Raw genomic sequence first — 16,956 nt, 5'->3', positions numbered from 1 at the left:
TTGGGTTACTTTTCCTTAATAGTGTGTCTTCCACAATCGGGCGCTTTAATGGCATAAGGATTACTGAAATGATCAAACTTTTTTATAAAAGAATGATTCAATTGAATATTGTAAGGGCGTGTTTGATCAATCTTATTTTCAAAACACGCTCTTTCTTTTTGTTCGTTTATCAAGTTTATAACTAGCAATTTGATCAAACTTTATGTCAAAGCAACATAAAGCTCTTTTACTCTTGGGCATATGTCCAATTCCCTTGAGTTCCTATTATCGAGACAGGTTAAGTTACTAAACACTAAATTGTCTATTGTAATGTATTGCTGTCTCCCAATTGATACAGTTGTATCATGTTATTCGTTTGTATTTATGTACAAACATCAAGAGAAGTACATTATTTCGTGATTTTATAGTGAAATATAAATTGGAACGATTCTTGCGTTGTAAATAGTCAGAGAAGTACTTCCCAAAAAAAATACCCGAAAAAAGAATTCAATATTTAGTTTAATGGTAGCTTTATAATGCTGCGATTAAACTATTTACTTCAATGGGTCGTCTAGCCTTTTTCTTTTAAAATAGGATTTTAATTGTATCAGAATAAAAACACTGTCCGATTTATCGAACAACTTTAGCCAAAAGGTACAAGCTGTATAACTATCTAGTTTTGGGTTTTGGGTGGATAACACCTTAACTAGTTGATGGACTCTCTGGTACGGATACAGTGAGGTTAATCCACATCAAACGGATTTATTGACATATTTTATTAAAGGTTTAAATAATTTGGCATAAAAATTGCATACATATAATTGAAAACCTTATGAAAGGTATAGTAAATGAAAGTGAGGTTAATTAGGAAAGCAATAGCGGGGTATTTGGTAAAAAGGCATCAAAATATGACGTGAATATTTTGAATTTTATAATAACAAAGGTGGTAAATGGAGGCGAACAAATTATGGCGTTTGTTGAATGGAACCGAGTTGGAAAAGAAGGAGTTATAGCAGAAATTGTATTAAATCGTCCAGAAGCCAGAAATGCATTTACGACAAAGATGGCTGAAGAGATTCTTGAGATTTGTCAAACAATAGACAAAAGTAATATTAGGGCTGTTTTGATGACATCCTCTAACGATACATCATTTTGTTCCGGAGCAGATTTAAAAGAGCGAAATAATATGACTGAAACAGAATGGAAGGAACAGCATGAACTATTTCAGAAAATGTTTAATAGCATTCAAGATATGAGGCAGCCGGTTATTGCAGTAGTAGATGGGTACGCATTAGCTGGAGGTTTTGAAATTGTTTTAAATTGCGACATGATTGTAGCAGCAGAAACCGCAATATTCGGGTTGCCCGAAGTAACAAGAGGAATTATGCCTGGCGGTGGAGGTACAAGATTATTGGCTAAACGAATTGGTGTTCATCGTGCAAAAGAATGGGTTTGTACAGGAAGTATGGTTTCCGGTGAAGAAGCTGATCGAGCAGGACTTTTAAATATCCTTGCGAAATCAAATGAATTACGAGAAAAAGCGCTAGAATTGGCTGGAAAAATTGCTGTTAATGCTCCTTTAGCTGTTCAAAATTGTAAAGCATCTATAGATGAATTATTTGGAATGCCAAATAAAGAAGCTAGGAAAATAGAAATAAGTTATTACAATCGATGTATCAAAACCGAGGATCGTTTAGAAGGAGTCCGCGCTTTTGTCGAAAAGCGTTTACCACAGTTTTCTGGTAAATAAATTAGCATATTCATTTAAAAGAAAAGGGTGTGAATAAAAAGGTGACGTATAAAAATTTGCAAATTACAACGCATAACGGAGTTTGTACTGTTAAATTAAATCGTCCAGAAGTCAGAAATGCTCTCGGTTTAGAAATGAGGGAAGAGCTAAGAGATTTTTTCACCCAAATGAAAGATAATAATGAAGTAAAAGTCATTGTTTTAACAGGTGAGGGGAAAGCTTTTTCAGCTGGTGGTGATTTAAGTGCTTTAAAAGAAATTGATGCTTTTACAGGAAGAAAACGGTTACAGTCTGGTCATGAAATGATTCATTCAATCTTAAATTTAGAAAAGCCTGTAATAGCGGCAATAAACGGTACGGCTGCCGGGGCTGGTGTTAGCCTTGCGTTAGCTTGCGATATGATTGTAGCTAGTCGTTCATCCGCTTTGATACAGAGCTTTGTAAAGGTAGGGTTAATCCCGGATCTCGGTTCTATTCACTTTTTACCAAGATTAATAGGCCGTCACCGTGCACTAGAGTTAATGTTTTTAGGGGAAAAAATTACTGCAGAACAGGCACAAAATATTGGAATCATTAATCGTGTTGTTGAAGATGATTTTCTAATGGGAGAAGTAAACTCTATAGCATTAAAGCTTGCTGAAGGACCTGATATGGCATTAGGTTTAATGAAAAAGTTAGTAAACAAAAGTGTTCTGACAGACATTAACGATACTCTTGAATTAGAGGGGTTTGCTCAAGGGATGTGTTTTGAATCAGATCATTTTAAAGAAGGTGTCAAGGCTTTCTTTGAAAAACGCAAACCTCAATTTCAAAAAACAAAAGCGCAAGCGCCTAGCTAAGGCTAGGGATTGCAGTCAAAAACCGCGACTTCCGGTCGCAACGGCTGCACATGCACGTCCTACCCTTCGGAGCTGGATGTCGTGCACTCTAAAGTACAAGCATTTTATAATTTCCTAATCGAAAATAAATAAACTATTTAATAGGAGGAATTCTTTATGACAGCATCAACTGTAAAAGTAAATACTCAATTCCATGATGAATTAAGACAAAGCGTTCGCAATGTTTGCAGCAAATACCCTGACTCTTATTGGAGAGAATTAGACGCAAAATTAGCATATCCAGATGAATTTGTTAATGAGATTACTAGAAACGGATTTTTAGCGGCTCTTATTCCAGAAGAGTATGGTGGATCTGGTCTTGGAATAACAGAAGCTTCTATTATTTTAGAAGAAATTAATCGTTCAGGTGGAAATGCAGGAGCTTGTCACGCTCAAATGTACACAATGGGTACACTGCTTCGACACGGCAATATTGAACAAAAGGAGAAATATTTACCGAAAATTGCTGATGGCTCATTAAGATTGCAAGCATTTGGTGTAACTGAACCAAATACTGGTACAGATACGACGAAATTAACCACTTTCGCCGAGCGTAGAGGAGATAAGTATATTGTAAATGGACAAAAGGTATTTATTTCACGGACAGAACATTCAGACTTAATGATCTTACTTGTCCGGACGACTCCACTTGAGCAAGTGAAGAAAAAGACAGAAGGGCTTTCTGTTTTGCTTGTCGATCTTAGGGAAGCAATTGGTAATGGCCTATCCATTAAACCTATCCGTACGATGATGAACCATGCAACTACTGAGTTATTTATTGAGGATTTAGAAGTACCGGTTGAAAATCTTATCGGAGAAGAAGGGCAAGGTTTTAAGTATATTCTAGATGGTATGAATGCAGAACGTATTCTGATTGCTGCAGAATGTATTGGAGATGGTCGGTGGTTCATAGAGCGAGCTACAAATTATGCAAAAGAAAGAGTTGTTTTCAATCGACCTATCGGACAAAATCAAGGGATTCAATTTCCGATTGCTCGTGCACATGTAAATATAGAAGCAGCAGATCTTATGCGTTTTAAGGCAGCTCAATTATTTGACTCTGGTCAAAAATGTGGGGCGGAGGCTAATATGGCTAAGCTTCTTGCTGCAGATGCTTCATGGGAAGCAGCAAATTCTGCCCTACAAACACATGGCGGTTTTGGATTTGCAGAAGAGTATGATGTAGAACGAAAATTCAAAGAAACGAGATTATATCAAGTTGCACCTATTTCTACAAATCTAATTCTTTCTTTTGTAGCTGAACATGTTCTAGGATTACCGAGATCGTATTAATTCAGGGGGATGGTCCAGTGTTTATTCCTAAGGAAATTGAAATTATTGAAGTAGGGCCTCGTGATGGTTTACAAAATGAGCCCGAAGCGATATCGACAGAACAGAAGAAAGAATTAATTACCCAGCTAGCAAAAGCAGGATTTTCACGTATGGAAACCACATCTTTTGTTCATCCGAAGTGGGTACCGCAAATGGCTGATTCTGAGGAAATTGCACGTTTCTGTAATGAACTTGGAATTAATTATATTGCGTTAACACCCAACTACAAGGCCTTGGAACGCGCAATTGAAGCAAAATCCCCTCAAATTGCAGTATTTGTAGGGGCAAGTTCTGAATTCAATAAAAAGAATATTAATAAAACAACTTCAGAATCATTAGATGAGTGTAAGCCAATGTTCGCCAGAGCAAAAAAAGAAGGAATGTTTATTCGCGCTTATATTTCAATGGCTTTCACTTGTCCTTTTCAAGGGCCTGTAATATTTGATGAAGTGAAAAATGTTTGTGAGCGCTTTATTGAGTTTGGAGCAGATGAAATAGATGTAGGAGATACAAACGGGCAGGCTGATCCCAAAATGGTGTATGAGCGATTTTCTAGATTACGGGACCAATATCCGGATACTACCTTTGTAGGACATTTTCATAATACAAAAAAAATGGCGTTAGCAAATGTAATCGCCTCTATGCAGGCAGGTATATCGAAGTTTGATAGCTCTGTTGGAGGTCTTGGGGGTTGTCCGTATACTCCCGGGGCAACGGGCAATGTTTCAACAGAGGAATTATTAAACATGGTCTCACGTATGGGGTGTCAAACAGGAATTGATTATAACGAACTAATAAAAGTAGGACCTTTAGCCAAAAGTCTTTCAACAAGGTAATAAATAACATATAAGATAGGAGAGGTTAAGATGAGAAATGCAGTCATTATTGATTCTGTTCGTACCGCAGTCGGTCGAATGGGTGGAACATTAAAAGATGTAGAGGTTGATTATTTAGCTGCAAAAGTACTGGACGAAATTTTGATCCGTACGGGTATCGATAAAAGGGACATTGATGAAGTGATTATCGGTCAGGCAAAACAAAGTACAGATTCACCTAATTTGGCTCGCTTAGCACTTTTACGCGCTGAATTCCCAATTGAAATTACAGGGTATACTGTCCATCGTCAATGTGGATCCGGTATACAAGCTATGAATAGCGGGGCTCAGCAAATAATGTGTGGATTATCAGATGTAATAATTGCGGGTGGAGCAGAAAGTATGAGTACAGCACCGTTCTATCTCCGAAATGCACGTTTTGGATATAGAGCAGGAAATGGTGAAATTTTGGACCCTAATACTGAAAGTCAGCCACGGGCACAGCCTATTGAAACATACGGACATTTAACAATGGGTATGACAGCAGAAAACTTAGCAGAAAAATACTCCATTTCTCGTACAGAACAAGATGAATTTGCTCTTAGAAGTCAAGAAAATGCCCAAAGAGCTATATCGACAGGATTGTTTACCGATCAAATTGTTCCCTTTGAAGTAAAGACAAAAAAAGGAATGGTCCCATTTAAAGTTGACGAACATCCAAGAGAAACAAACATGGAAAAATTATCTCAGTTAAAGCCGGTTTTTAAAGAAAACGGTACGGTTACTGCAGGTAATACAAGCGGACGTAATGATGGGGCAGGAGTTGTATTGATGATGTCTGACGAAGCGGCAGAACGCTTTGGTAAAAAACCGAAAGCGAAAATTATTGCTCAAGCGGCAGCAGGTGTATCACCAGAGATTATGGGAATTGGCCCTGCTCCTGCAACACGAAAAGCATTGAAACAAGTAGGATTAACAATCGATGATATCGGACTTATTGAGTTAAACGAGGCGTTTGCAGCACAGTCTCTTGCTGTTATTAAAGAACTAGGACTTAATATTGACCGTGTTAACGTTAATGGTGGTGCAATTGCTTTAGGTCATCCAATCGGTGGAACTGGTGGCGTTTTAATGACAAAATTGCTTCATGAAATGGAAAGACGTGGAGAAAAGTATGGATTAGTCACATTTTGCATTGGCGGTGGCTTAGGAATAACTACTGTAGTCGAGAATATGCAAGTTTGAAATATTTAATGGCGTTTTAAAAAAAATCTTAATAATCAAGTGCACGTTTGTTTAAAAGGCAATTCATTGATTTATTACAATAACGGCGGAGGTGAAATAATCATGACAATCAAAAAGTGGGCTACTCTATATAACACGCGACAAACAAGCGCTGAACAGGCGATTTCTACTATCCAGTCTTTTCAAAAGGTCTTTCTTGCACCTTTTTGCAATGAACCGCAAACACTAGTGGAGGAACTGGTTCGTCAAAAGGCACGTTTACAGAATGTTTATCTATATAATGCAGTTATTGGCAGTCCATGTATATATGCTGATCAAACGTGTCACTCACACTTTAAAATTCGTACTTTTTTGGGGTCTTCTCTCTTAAAAAGTGCATATATGAATTACGCATGTGACTATTTACCGGTTAATCTCTCAGAAATACCTCGCTGGGTAGAGCAAGAAAAAATAGACGTAGCCCTTATACAAGTATCATCCCCAAACGATGAAGGCTATTGTAATTTAGGGTTGTCCGTAGATACAGTACAAACCTTAATTAAAAGAGCAGCAACAGTTATTGCACAAGTAAACAATGAACTACCTCTCACATATGGAGAGACACTTGTACATGTATCAGAGATTGATCAATTTGTGCTTTCCGATCGGCCATTACTTTCGATTCCGAATGGAAAACCGTCAAAAGATGATATGAAAATAGGAAGATACGTTGCAGAATTGATACCTGATCATGCTACCATTCAAGTAGGGCTTGGGAAGATTGCGGATAGTGTCTTAATATCTCTTAAATCGAAAAAAGGCCTTGGTATTCATTCAGGATCGATCACAGATCCTGTTACAGAGTTAATCAATCTAGGCGTTATTACGAATGAGCATAAAGAGATTAATCAGTATAAAACAGTATGTACAACTTTAACTGGAACAAAAGAATTATATAAATATTCCCACATGAATAAAGAAATTCAATTATACCCCTCAGATTATACACACAATCCTGCAGTTATATCAAAAATGCGTAATTTTCATTCTATCAATTCGGCATTAGAAGTTGATCTATCAGGTCAAATAAATGCTGAGCAAGTGGGCGATTTCCCAGTAGCAGGAGTTGGCGGACAAATGGATTTTATTCATGGAGCAAGACTTTCAAAAGGTGGCAAGGCTATTATTGCTCTTCCTTCCACAGCCAAAAAAGGGGCTCAATCACGAATAAAAGTTAAAATTCCATATGTTACATCTATTAAATCTGAAATTGATTACGTTGTAACGGAGTATGGAATTGCATCTCTGTTTGGAAAATCACTCAGTGAGAGGGCACAAGCTTTAATAGCAATTGCTCACCCTGATTTCCGTGATGAACTTCATTCAGATTTTGAAAAAAATATGAGATAGGTTTTAAAAAAAATATAAACTTCACTTCTTAATGATACAAGAAGTGGCTAGAATCACCTCAATTACAAAGTATTTTACAGTTTATTAGACAAATTTCAAATTATTAAATACCTAATTACTGGAAGGCTAATGCAGAAAGTAAAAAAATGAAGGGGTGGATAATTATGAAAAAATTAGAAAATAAAGTTGCGATTGTTACAGGTGCTGGACGGGGAATCGGAAGAGAAATATCCTTACTACTTGCTAATGAAGGAGCAAGAGTAGTCGTCAATGATTTAGGAGGCAGTTCTGATGGTAAGGGTAATGATACAAAAGTAGCAGACGAAGTTGTTCAGGAAATTAGAGAGTTAGGTGGAGAAGCAGTAGCTAATTACGAATCAGTTGCAGAATATGATAGCGCAAACAAAATTGTGGAAACGGCAATTACTGACTTTGGTCGTATTGATATTGTGGTAAATAATGCAGGAATTTTAAGGGATCGTATGCTTTTTAAAATGAGTGAAGAAGAATGGGATGCAGTCATCTCGGTTCATTTAAAAGGTTCCTTTAATATGACAAGAGCAGCTGCACCCTATTTCAAGGAACAAAAAAGCGGGCGATTTATTAACTTCACTTCAACATCAGGCTTAATTGGTAATGTTGGTCAAGCTAACTATGCTGCTGCAAAATTAGGGATTGCTGGTCTTAACAAAATAACAGCTTTAGACATGGCTCGCTATAATGTAACCGCTAATGCTGTAGCTCCATTTGCTTGGAGTAGGTTAATTGGCTCCATTCCAACTGATACAGATAAGGAAAAAGCTAGAGTGGATAAACTAAAACAGCTATCACCAGCTCACATTGCACCGTTAGTAGCCTTTTTATGTTCAGATGAAGCTTCTGATGTTTCAGGACAAATATTTGGTGTTAGAGGCAAGGAGATCATGGTCTTTTCTCAACCTCGTCCGGTTCGGTCAGTTTATAATGCAGAAGGATGGACGATTGATAGTCTAAATTCTATTATAGGATCTTTACAATCGAGCTTTACACCACTTGAAGTAAGTGCTGATGTATTCCCGTATGAACCGTTAGTTTGATGATTATTAATCAATTAGGTGCTTAATAAATAGTTTCACCAGCAGGATTTGCAATTTAGGAACGGTATTTATTAGTTGTAGATTGCTTTGTGAATTGTGCTCGTAACCGGGAAATAACCTATTAACAAACATTTAAAGATTATGCTGTATAGTAAAAAAGAAGGCTTTCTCTATACATCAACAGTAAATCTTAAAAAAGAAAGATATCTCAAACTATCAAATATCAGCTCCAGAGTTTGGTCAGCATATGAATGATAATAATCTGAAAGAACATTCATACTAGGGGGGAAGTGATTGTGATAAATATTGATAATATATCTCGACTATCAATCTACGAGATGTTAAAACAAACGGCGTTAGAATATCCTGATCAATTAGCTGTGATAGATGGTCAAATTAGGTTGAATTATACTCAGTTAAAGGAATTCGTAGATACTTTTGCCTCGGTCTTATATAAGAAAGGGTTTCAAAAAGGGGATCGAGTCGGTTTAATGGTACCAAATAGTATTCATTATATAATTTCATATTATGCTACTCTGCGTTTAGGTGGAATAGTGGTGCAAGTTAATCCTTTATATCAAACATCTGAGCTCGAGTATATGCTAGATGACGCAAATCCAAAATGGTTCATTTGCGAACGGCATCAATCTGAAAAGTTCAAATTAATAAAGCGATTTGAAAACGTTAAGGTACTTTTCACTAAGGATGAGAACAACCTTGATCAAATATTATTAAAAGAAAATAATTCTGAACTTCCTCCACTAAATATTGATCCAAAAGAAGATTTGGCTGTATTACAGTATACGGGTGGAACAACGGGCAAATCTAAAGGAGTTATGCTGACACATTTTAATATAATTTGCAATATTCATCAATCTGGGGAAGTTATCTCAACGGTAATGAAAAAAGGTGAAGAGCGAATATTAGGTGTTGCACCTCTAACCCATGCTATGGCCATGACGAATATGAATAATACTGTACGAATTGCAGCTACATATATTATTCTAGATAAATTCGAAGTAAACAAGGTATTGCAGGCTATTAGTATATACAGACCAACTATGATGACAGGCTCACCTACTATGTATATTGCTTTATTGAACCATCCAGATCTAGGAAAGTATGACTTATCTTGCTTTAAAATCTGTGTTTCCGGTTCTGCCCCCCTTCCTGTAGAAGTCTTAAAAGAATTAGAACGAAAATCTGGAGCGCGTATTTTTGAAGGATATGGTTTATCAGAAGCAACAACATCAACTCATCGAACTCCAGTAAAAGGAGAACGGAAGATTGGTAGCGTGGGAGTCCCAATACCTTTAACAGAATCTAAAATAGTAAATGTAGAAACAGGTACTAAAGAGTTGGCGCCTGGCGAGAGTGGTGAGCTTATTATAAAAGGGCCGCAAGTAATGAAGGGTTACTGGAATAAACCTGAAGAAACCGCTCTTACGATTCGTGATGGCTGGCTATATACAGGAGATATAGCAATGCGTGATGAAGATGATTATTACTTTATAGTAGGTAGAAAAAAAGATATGGTCATTGCGGGTGGGTTGAATATTTATCCAGCTGAAGTCGAGGAAGTACTGTATCAAAATCCTGAAGTTGCTGAAGCGTGTACGTTTGGTGTGCCTGATTCGTACCTTGGTGAAAAATTATTAGCAATCGTGGTATTGAAAAAGGATGCAAGTATTACCGGAGAAGATTTAATAAGCTGGTGTGAAGGTCGATTGGCAAGATATAAAATACCACGAGTAATTGAATTTCGTGACGAGCTTCCTAAGACATCAGTGGGGAAAATTTTAAGACGCAAACTTGTAGAAGAGTTCAAAGAGAAGGTAGATTCACTGCCAAAAAAATAAATTTGATCCTTAAAAAATATAAACTCGGAATTTTACTTTATGTTTAAAACTAATAGTTAAATTAAAAGGAGTGTCTTTATATGAATTTTACCTTATCATCCGAATTAATCGAAATGAAAAATACAATCAGAGATTTTGTTGATAATACAGTGGATCCCCTTGCTGATCAGATTGAAAGGGACGATAGAATACCAGATCATATAATGAAAATGAGTAAGGAACTAGGATTATTTGGGCTTAGCATTCCAGAGGAGTATGGTGGTTTAGGAATTGATATGGTAGGAAAATGTGCGATTTACGAAGAAATTGGTCGTACATCAAATGGATATACAACTGTTATTGGTGCTCATACTGGTATTGGTTCAGTTGGGATTGTTGAGATGGGTAATGAAGATCAAAAAATAAAGTATTTACCAAGGATGGCAACTGGAGACCTTATTGGAGCATTCGCATTAACTGAACCGAGTGCCGGTTCAAATGCCGTTGCCTTAAAGACAAAAGCAATCCGAAAAGGTGATAAATATATTCTTAATGGCTCTAAACATTATATCACGAACGGTCCTATTGCCGATGTATTTACGGTTATGGCTGTTACTGATCCTAATAAAGGAGCAAAAGGAATCACCTCCTTTATCGTTGAAAAAGATTGTAAAGGATTAGTGATCGGGAAAACTGAAGAAAAAATGGGACTAAGAGGCTCTCATTCTTCTGAAATCTTTTTTGAGGATTGTGAAGTTCCGGTAGAAAATGTACTTGGTGAAGAAGGACTAGGATATGTAAATGCTTTAAAAATTCTTGCGAATGGTCGTGCAGGTCTAGCGGCCCGAAACCTTGGCTCCTGTCAAAAGTTATACGAATTATCTGTCAAATATGCACATGAAAGAGAGCAGTTCGGCAAACCAATCTTTGATCAGCAAATTATTCAGCATTACTTAGCTGAAATAGCATTAGACGTTGAAACATTAAGGTCTGTTACCTATAGAGTCGCTTGGATGGTTGATCAAAAAATGAACGTGATCAAAGAAGCAGCAATGGCAAAACTTCTTGGTTCCGAAATATATAATCGAATCGCGGACAAGGCTGTACAAATTCATGGCGGTATTGGATACATTAAAGATTTTCCGATTGAAAGATATTATCGTGATGCACGCATCACAAAAATCTATGAGGGAACTTCAGAAATTCAAAAGAATATTATTGCGGCTCAAATACACAGGGAATACTTAAAAACGGCACCATCCATTTATGCTTAATTAAGGCTTACTAAACAAAAAGTCTAATAGTTAACAGCGAAGGCGCTTGGAACTTTAAAATTGGGATATTGAGGAAAGATATGAATCAAAAAACTGTTATTATTACAGGCGGTGGCAGTGGTATTGGAAAAGCATGGCTAAAATTCGAATAAGAGGTAGCGTATGATGTTATTTTTGGCCGGAATGCTGAATGACTATATGAAATAAATACCAGAGACGGTTACAATTGGAAAGATTAAGCCGATGCCGATGGAACCTATAAGGTAGCTATTCCTATTCAAAATGCAAGTACCAGCATCTCAGTAACAGCAAAAGATGCATCTGGAAAAATATCCGTTACAAAAGTTGCGCCAAACATGCCGACTATTAATCCAGTTGAATACTACACAACTAAAGGGAAAATGGAGAAGTATGCAAAAGTAACAGGGAAAATTGGAACAAAAATCTATTCAGCCAATGCTAATGCCTACGGAACATGAAATGTAAATGTTTCCAAATCCAAAAGTTGGTACTAAAATCATTTTAAATGAAACAGACACAAAAGGTCGTGTGAGTGTCAAAAGATCTGTCACAGTATCAAAGAATTTTGATAAAAAAAGAGCAGAGGTAAATTTATAGACTCTGCTTTTTTTTGTGTCAATGTAAGAGTTAAACTAAAACTCTTTTAGAAGGGCATTAACTTCGAATTTCAGAAAATAACGCGGTTTCAGCTGGAAATAGTGTAGAACGAAAAGAAGCAGGATATGTTTTGTGAATCACATTTGAAAAAATATTCATGAAAAACGATCGCCCAAGAGGTGCTCGTTTTTTAGTAGATAGATTGATGAAGTTCTTATTTAAGTCATGAATGCAAAAATTGACCTTTATAAAGAAATTGGAGGTAGTTTTGTAATAGCCTCGCCTCAACCGTCTGGGGTAGGATATTTTTTATTGGTAGCAGGCGATCCTAATAATCCGGCAGTCGGATTAACAATCGATGGTCCATCTTTTACCTTCCAGGGCAATCGTGTGTATTCTACTCGTTTTACTTCTCCTTCTTCTCCACCAGTTCCGAGTGTTTTTAAAATTATAGTTTCATTTGAGTTGACAAATTACCTGATTCAACCTATTTATTCTTCTAATCCCTCCGGTTTTTACAATCCAGAAGGATACAATTTATTATCGATATCTAGGGTGCGCAAGCTAGCTGTTTAGAATCTCCACCAATAGCCAATCAATCATTTATGTAAATAAAGCTGGTAATGATGTTACTGCTGACTATAGTGAAAAAATCCATTAATCCTTAAGCGACGGAACCCCCTGTCTTAGTATTTTTTATACTCAAATTAAAATTTAATCTATGAATTTCACTTTCTCACCTATTGCCTAATTAATGAAGATGCTGATATGATCCATTTTTTCGATAGGCAGGACCTTTAAAATCCATTCATTTTAAATGGAAAAATGGTAAAGTTAGAGGGGATTGAAGATTTCTTTAGAATACTGACCCTCTCCAATCGGCTGTAGCTCCGAATGGAAGGAGGGAAATTAAAAAATTAATATATGATATAAGACTTAGAAGGAAATGCACAAAAAGTATTTGCAGAGGAGTAGCGCATATGGACAATTACTTATCAATCAGTGAAATGGCTTCCATTCACAGTATCTCAAGGCAAACACTCATTTATTACGATAAGATCGGTTTATTTAAACCGGTACATATAGATGAACATGGTTATCGATATTATAGTGCCATTCAGATTCCGTTTCTAAGGGAAATTTGCTTTTTGAAGTCGATTGGCATCAAACTGAATGATATTAAGGACCATATAGGAAATCGGAATTTAACCACTGCCATGTCACTTTTGGAATTTCATCAAGAATTCATTGATAAAGAAATAAATGCCTTGATGAATACCCGTACATTTATTCAACAGAGATTAATGAAATATTCAGAAGCCAAAAATATTAAAAGTGAATTGGATAAACCTATTATAGAAGAATTTCCTGAAAGGCATGTCTTATTTATACCATTTGAAAATGATTTGTGCCGTGAAGAATTACATTTAACGCTTATGAAAGCTTGGAATGTATTAAGTAAACATGAAATGCTTCCGTCTGAGGGATTTGGCACGGTTATTTTAAAGGATAAACTTGGAATGGATGATGTTTTCGAGGGTGCGGGAATATATACTGCATTACCTTTTATAGATCCTGATATGGATAACATGATGACGTTGCCTGCTGGGCAATATGCCTGTGTATATAAATATGGAATGCCATATAATATTGAGTTTTTAAATGAATTGGTTCAATGGATCAGTGAAAATCACTATAGAATTATTGGGGACGTTGTGGACGCTTGCTTATTGGATACCACCTTTTACGAGAATGATAGTAGTGTTGATTTTTGTCAGCTGCAAATCCCTGTAGAGAAAATTACTTGAATTTTCAAATATCCATTGACTGTATAGTAGAAATACACTTTAGAATATCAATTGTAACCGATAACATATAGGTTATTTGAATGTGACTATACATAGGATACTGATCTTAAAGTGACAGGGGGATTTATTATGTCTGAAAAAATGAATAAAGTGACAGATTTACGTTCTGCGCTGGAACTACTGAAGTCGATTCCAGGACAATTGATTGAAACGGATGAACCAGTCAATCCTCATGCTGAATTATCTGGCGTGTATCGTCATGTCGGTGCTGGCGGGACAGTGATGCGTCCAACAAAAATCGGGCCTGCCATGGTTTTCAATCATGTTTTGGGTCATGAAGATTCAAGCGTGGTAATCGGACTTTTAGCCAGCCGGGAAAGAGTCGGCCACATGCTGGATACAAAACCCGAGCGGCTCGGGTTCCTTTTAAATGAAGCTGTAAAAAACCCAATTGATCCAATCACCATTTCGAATGATAAAGCGAAAGCTCAAGAAGTGGTTCACTATGCAGAAGATCCCGGTTTCGATATTAGAAAATTAATACCTGCGCCTACGAATACAGAGGAAGATGCAGGTCCGTATATCACCATAGGAATGTGCTATGCCTCTGATTCAGAAACCGGTGAATCTGATATAACGATACACCGATTATGTTTACAAAGTAAAGATGAGATGTCCATGTATTTTGTTCCTGGCCGTCATTTAGAAGTTTTTCGTGAAAAGGCTGAAAAAGCAGGAAAACCGTTACCAATTTCCATTAGTATCGGTGTTGACCCTGCAATTGAAGTCGCTGCTTGTTTTGAAGCACCTACGACTCCCCTTGGCTTTAATGAGCTGAGTGTTGCAGGGGCGATCAGGAAAGAAGCGGTAGAATTGGTCCAATGCTTGACAATTGATGAAAAAGCTATCGCGAATGCTGAATATGTAATAGAAGGGGAATTGGTTCCCGGAGTGCGCGTTCGGGAAGATCAAAACACCAATACTGGAAAAGCAATGCCGGAATTCCCTGGTTATACAGGTTCAGCTGTTGCGGATCTGCCTCTAATCAAAGTGAAAGCCGTAACGCACCGAGTCAATCCAATCATGCAAACAGTTATTGGTCCAAGTGAGGAGCATGTTAATATGGCTGGCATTCCAACTGAAGCAAGCATTTTGCAAATGGTGGAAAAGTCCATGCCAGGAAAATTATTGAATGTTTATGCCCATACTTCAGGAGGAGGTAAATACATGGCTGTTCTTCAATTCAAGAAAAGTCAGCCAAGTGATGAAGGGCGCCAAAGACAAGCTGCACTATTGGCATTCTCTGCCTTTTCTGAACTTAAGCATGTATTCATCGTGGATGAAGATGTGGATCCCTTCGATAGCAATGATGTTTTATGGGCGTTAAATACTCGTTACCAAGGTGATGTTGATACGGTTTTCATTCCTGGAGTGCGCTGTCACCCGTTAGATCCTACACAAGATCCCGCATACAGCCCTACCATTCAGGAAAAGGGTATTTCCTGTAAAACCATTTTTGACTGCACAGTACCATTTCATTTAAAAGATGAATTTAAAAGGTCCGAATTTAAAGAGGTGGATCCAAGTCGATTCGTTCCTGGATTTTCCAATACGTAAGTTTCCATAAAGCTTCGATTCGATGACTAATGTAAGGAGGGGAATTAATGAAAATCATTGTTGGAATAACAGGAGCGACTGGAGCCATTTTCGGAATTAGGATTCTTCAGATGCTTAAAAGCAGTGAAGTGGAGACCCATTTAATCATGTCCCCGTGGGCACATGCCACCATTCAACATGAAACATCATATTCTGTTAAAGAAGTGGAGGGATTAGCTGATCATTCCTATTCTTACAAAGATCAAGCAGCAAGAATTTCAAGTGGATCGTACCGGGTTGATGGCATGATCGTAGCACCTTGCAGTATGAAAACACTAGCTTCCATTCGCATGGGGCTAGCGGATAATTTATTAACGCGATCTGCTGACGTCATGTTGAAAGAAAGAAAAAAATTATTACTAATGACTAGAGAAACCCCTCTGAATACGATTCATTTGGAGAATATGACGGCGCTTTCCAAAATGGGGACCATTATATTCCCTCCGATGCCAGCCTTTTATAATCATCCTGAGAATGTTAACGATATCATTGATCATCTGGCTTATCGTGCGTTAGATCAATTTGAAATCGATACTCTCGGTGCGAAACGGTGGGACGGAATGAAATATCGCACCAAAATATAACAGATTACTAAGGAATTAAAGAAAAAGGTGAAAAAATGAATGGGATGGAAATGCCAGAAGAGATATTCGACTTGTTAAATGGTAAAGAACTTGTCGACAAGCAGCATGAAGCCATGATGCTGTTAACGATAAGTGAAGAAGGATGGCCGCATACTGCAATGATTAGCGTAGGTGAGATCGTAGCGGTAAGCCGGAAGGAATTAAGGATTGGCCTATGGCCGGATACTTCGACCACAGCCAATGTCATTCGTACCCATAAAGCTACACTGGTTTTGTTTTGGAAAGGTAAAGCACAATATATTCGCCTTTCATTAGAGAGATTAAAAGAGCTGCCATATGTCCAATATAAAAGAGTAAGATTCCACGCCCAAATAGTAGAGGCACGGGAGGATATGGCTAAGTATGCTGAAATACGCTCTGGAATTAAAATCGACTTGAAAAACCCTAAAGAAGTTGTTGAACGTTGGAGTGAGACCATAGGGGATCTCCTTCAATAAAATTCCCAGGTACCGACTTTAAGTTACTGAGTAATTGAAATTATCAAATAATAATTGTAAAAATCCGAACTTCATGTAAAATGGAATCATTACATGTATTTATAACTTGCCTATTCATTAACCATTAAAAAAAGCCCTTTTTTAATGAAAATTAATGAACTGACTGGCTATCTTAATTTCTCGATCAAGTTACCTTGATGGTGAAGTTAAGATAGCC

Annotated in this window: 15 protein-coding genes; all 15 read left to right on the top strand. The window is 37.2% G+C overall.

The annotated features are described in order from the left end of the window. Positions 1-946 precede the first annotated feature (946 nt). Complete coding sequence (locus ACQKMF_RS09910; RefSeq protein ID WP_427572838.1) at positions 947-1,729, top strand: enoyl-CoA hydratase/isomerase family protein; 783 nt, start codon at positions 947-949, stop codon at positions 1,727-1,729. Positions 1,730-1,758: 29 nt separating this feature from the next. Continuing rightward, positions 1,759-2,568, top strand: coding sequence for an enoyl-CoA hydratase/isomerase family protein (locus tag ACQKMF_RS09905; protein WP_427572836.1), 810 nt, complete (start codon positions 1,759-1,761; stop codon positions 2,566-2,568). A gap of 156 nt (positions 2,569-2,724) precedes the next feature. Next, entirely contained in the window at positions 2,725-3,900 is a 1,176-nt protein-coding gene (locus ACQKMF_RS09900) for an acyl-CoA dehydrogenase family protein (RefSeq protein ID WP_101221724.1), read from the top strand. Between the two features lie 17 nt (positions 3,901-3,917). Then, entirely contained in the window at positions 3,918-4,775 is an 858-nt protein-coding gene (locus ACQKMF_RS09895) for a hydroxymethylglutaryl-CoA lyase (protein WP_318290863.1), read from the top strand. A gap of 30 nt (positions 4,776-4,805) precedes the next feature. Beyond that, the gene (locus ACQKMF_RS09890; RefSeq protein ID WP_427572833.1) at positions 4,806-5,999 is read left to right on the top strand and encodes a thiolase family protein; all 1,194 of its coding nucleotides are present in this window, start codon (positions 4,806-4,808) and stop codon (positions 5,997-5,999) included. Between the two features lie 102 nt (positions 6,000-6,101). Further along, on the top strand, positions 6,102-7,388 hold the full coding sequence (locus ACQKMF_RS09885; protein WP_427572831.1) for an acetyl-CoA hydrolase/transferase family protein: 1,287 nt from the start codon (positions 6,102-6,104) through the stop codon (positions 7,386-7,388). 164 nt (positions 7,389-7,552) lie between these two features. After that, entirely contained in the window at positions 7,553-8,464 is a 912-nt protein-coding gene (locus ACQKMF_RS09880; protein ID WP_427572829.1) for an SDR family NAD(P)-dependent oxidoreductase, read from the top strand. Positions 8,465-8,760: 296 nt separating this feature from the next. After that, entirely contained in the window at positions 8,761-10,323 is a 1,563-nt protein-coding gene (locus ACQKMF_RS09875; protein WP_427572827.1) for a long-chain-fatty-acid--CoA ligase, read from the top strand. An 80-nt stretch (positions 10,324-10,403) separates the two neighbouring features. Then, a complete protein-coding gene (locus ACQKMF_RS09870) occupies positions 10,404-11,576 on the top strand; it encodes an acyl-CoA dehydrogenase family protein (RefSeq protein ID WP_101221729.1) in 1,173 nt (390 codons plus the stop codon). A 356-nt stretch (positions 11,577-11,932) separates the two neighbouring features. After that, positions 11,933-12,055, top strand: a complete 123-nt coding sequence (locus ACQKMF_RS09865; protein ID WP_427572825.1) for a hypothetical protein — start codon at positions 11,933-11,935, stop codon at positions 12,053-12,055. A gap of 364 nt (positions 12,056-12,419) precedes the next feature. Beyond that, the gene (locus ACQKMF_RS09860) at positions 12,420-12,770 is read left to right on the top strand and encodes a hypothetical protein (protein WP_427572823.1); all 351 of its coding nucleotides are present in this window, start codon (positions 12,420-12,422) and stop codon (positions 12,768-12,770) included. A gap of 404 nt (positions 12,771-13,174) precedes the next feature. Next, positions 13,175-14,002: a MerR family transcriptional regulator gene (locus ACQKMF_RS09855; RefSeq protein ID WP_101221730.1), complete on the top strand. Its 828-nt coding sequence runs from the start codon at positions 13,175-13,177 to the stop codon at positions 14,000-14,002. Between the two features lie 129 nt (positions 14,003-14,131). Beyond that, on the top strand, positions 14,132-15,619 hold the full coding sequence (locus tag ACQKMF_RS09850) for a UbiD family decarboxylase (RefSeq protein WP_230176502.1): 1,488 nt from the start codon (positions 14,132-14,134) through the stop codon (positions 15,617-15,619). A 47-nt stretch (positions 15,620-15,666) separates the two neighbouring features. Next, positions 15,667-16,242, top strand: a complete 576-nt coding sequence (locus ACQKMF_RS09845) for a non-oxidative hydroxyarylic acid decarboxylases subunit B (RefSeq protein ID WP_101221732.1) — start codon at positions 15,667-15,669, stop codon at positions 16,240-16,242. Positions 16,243-16,277: 35 nt separating this feature from the next. Continuing rightward, entirely contained in the window at positions 16,278-16,739 is a 462-nt protein-coding gene (locus ACQKMF_RS09840) for a pyridoxamine 5'-phosphate oxidase family protein (RefSeq protein ID WP_230176501.1), read from the top strand. The last annotated feature ends 217 nt before the right edge of the window (positions 16,740-16,956 follow it).

This window comes from Peribacillus sp. NPDC101480, from assembly GCF_050277335.1.
Classification (GTDB): domain Bacteria; phylum Bacillota; class Bacilli; order Bacillales; family DSM-1321; genus Peribacillus.
The sequence above is the reverse complement of the archived record's forward strand: the minus strand, read 5'-3'. Positions and strand labels throughout refer to the sequence as shown.

Coding starts and splice junctions, on each gene's coding strand:
- ACQKMF_RS09910 (WP_427572838.1), top strand. CDS start 947: ATGGCGTTTGTTGAATGGAACCGAGTTGGAAAAGAAGGAGTTATAGCA.
- ACQKMF_RS09900 (WP_101221724.1), top strand. CDS start 2,725: ATGACAGCATCAACTGTAAAAGTAAATACTCAATTCCATGATGAATTA.
- ACQKMF_RS09890 (WP_427572833.1), top strand. CDS start 4,806: ATGAGAAATGCAGTCATTATTGATTCTGTTCGTACCGCAGTCGGTCGA.
- ACQKMF_RS09885 (WP_427572831.1), top strand. CDS start 6,102: ATGACAATCAAAAAGTGGGCTACTCTATATAACACGCGACAAACAAGC.
- ACQKMF_RS09880 (WP_427572829.1), top strand. CDS start 7,553: ATGAAAAAATTAGAAAATAAAGTTGCGATTGTTACAGGTGCTGGACGG.
- ACQKMF_RS09870 (WP_101221729.1), top strand. CDS start 10,404: ATGAATTTTACCTTATCATCCGAATTAATCGAAATGAAAAATACAATC.
- ACQKMF_RS09865 (WP_427572825.1), top strand. CDS start 11,933: ATGCCGACTATTAATCCAGTTGAATACTACACAACTAAAGGGAAAATG.
- ACQKMF_RS09860 (WP_427572823.1), top strand. CDS start 12,420: ATGAATGCAAAAATTGACCTTTATAAAGAAATTGGAGGTAGTTTTGTA.
- ACQKMF_RS09855 (WP_101221730.1), top strand. CDS start 13,175: ATGGACAATTACTTATCAATCAGTGAAATGGCTTCCATTCACAGTATC.
- ACQKMF_RS09850 (WP_230176502.1), top strand. CDS start 14,132: ATGTCTGAAAAAATGAATAAAGTGACAGATTTACGTTCTGCGCTGGAA.
- ACQKMF_RS09845 (WP_101221732.1), top strand. CDS start 15,667: ATGAAAATCATTGTTGGAATAACAGGAGCGACTGGAGCCATTTTCGGA.
- ACQKMF_RS09840 (WP_230176501.1), top strand. CDS start 16,278: ATGAATGGGATGGAAATGCCAGAAGAGATATTCGACTTGTTAAATGGT.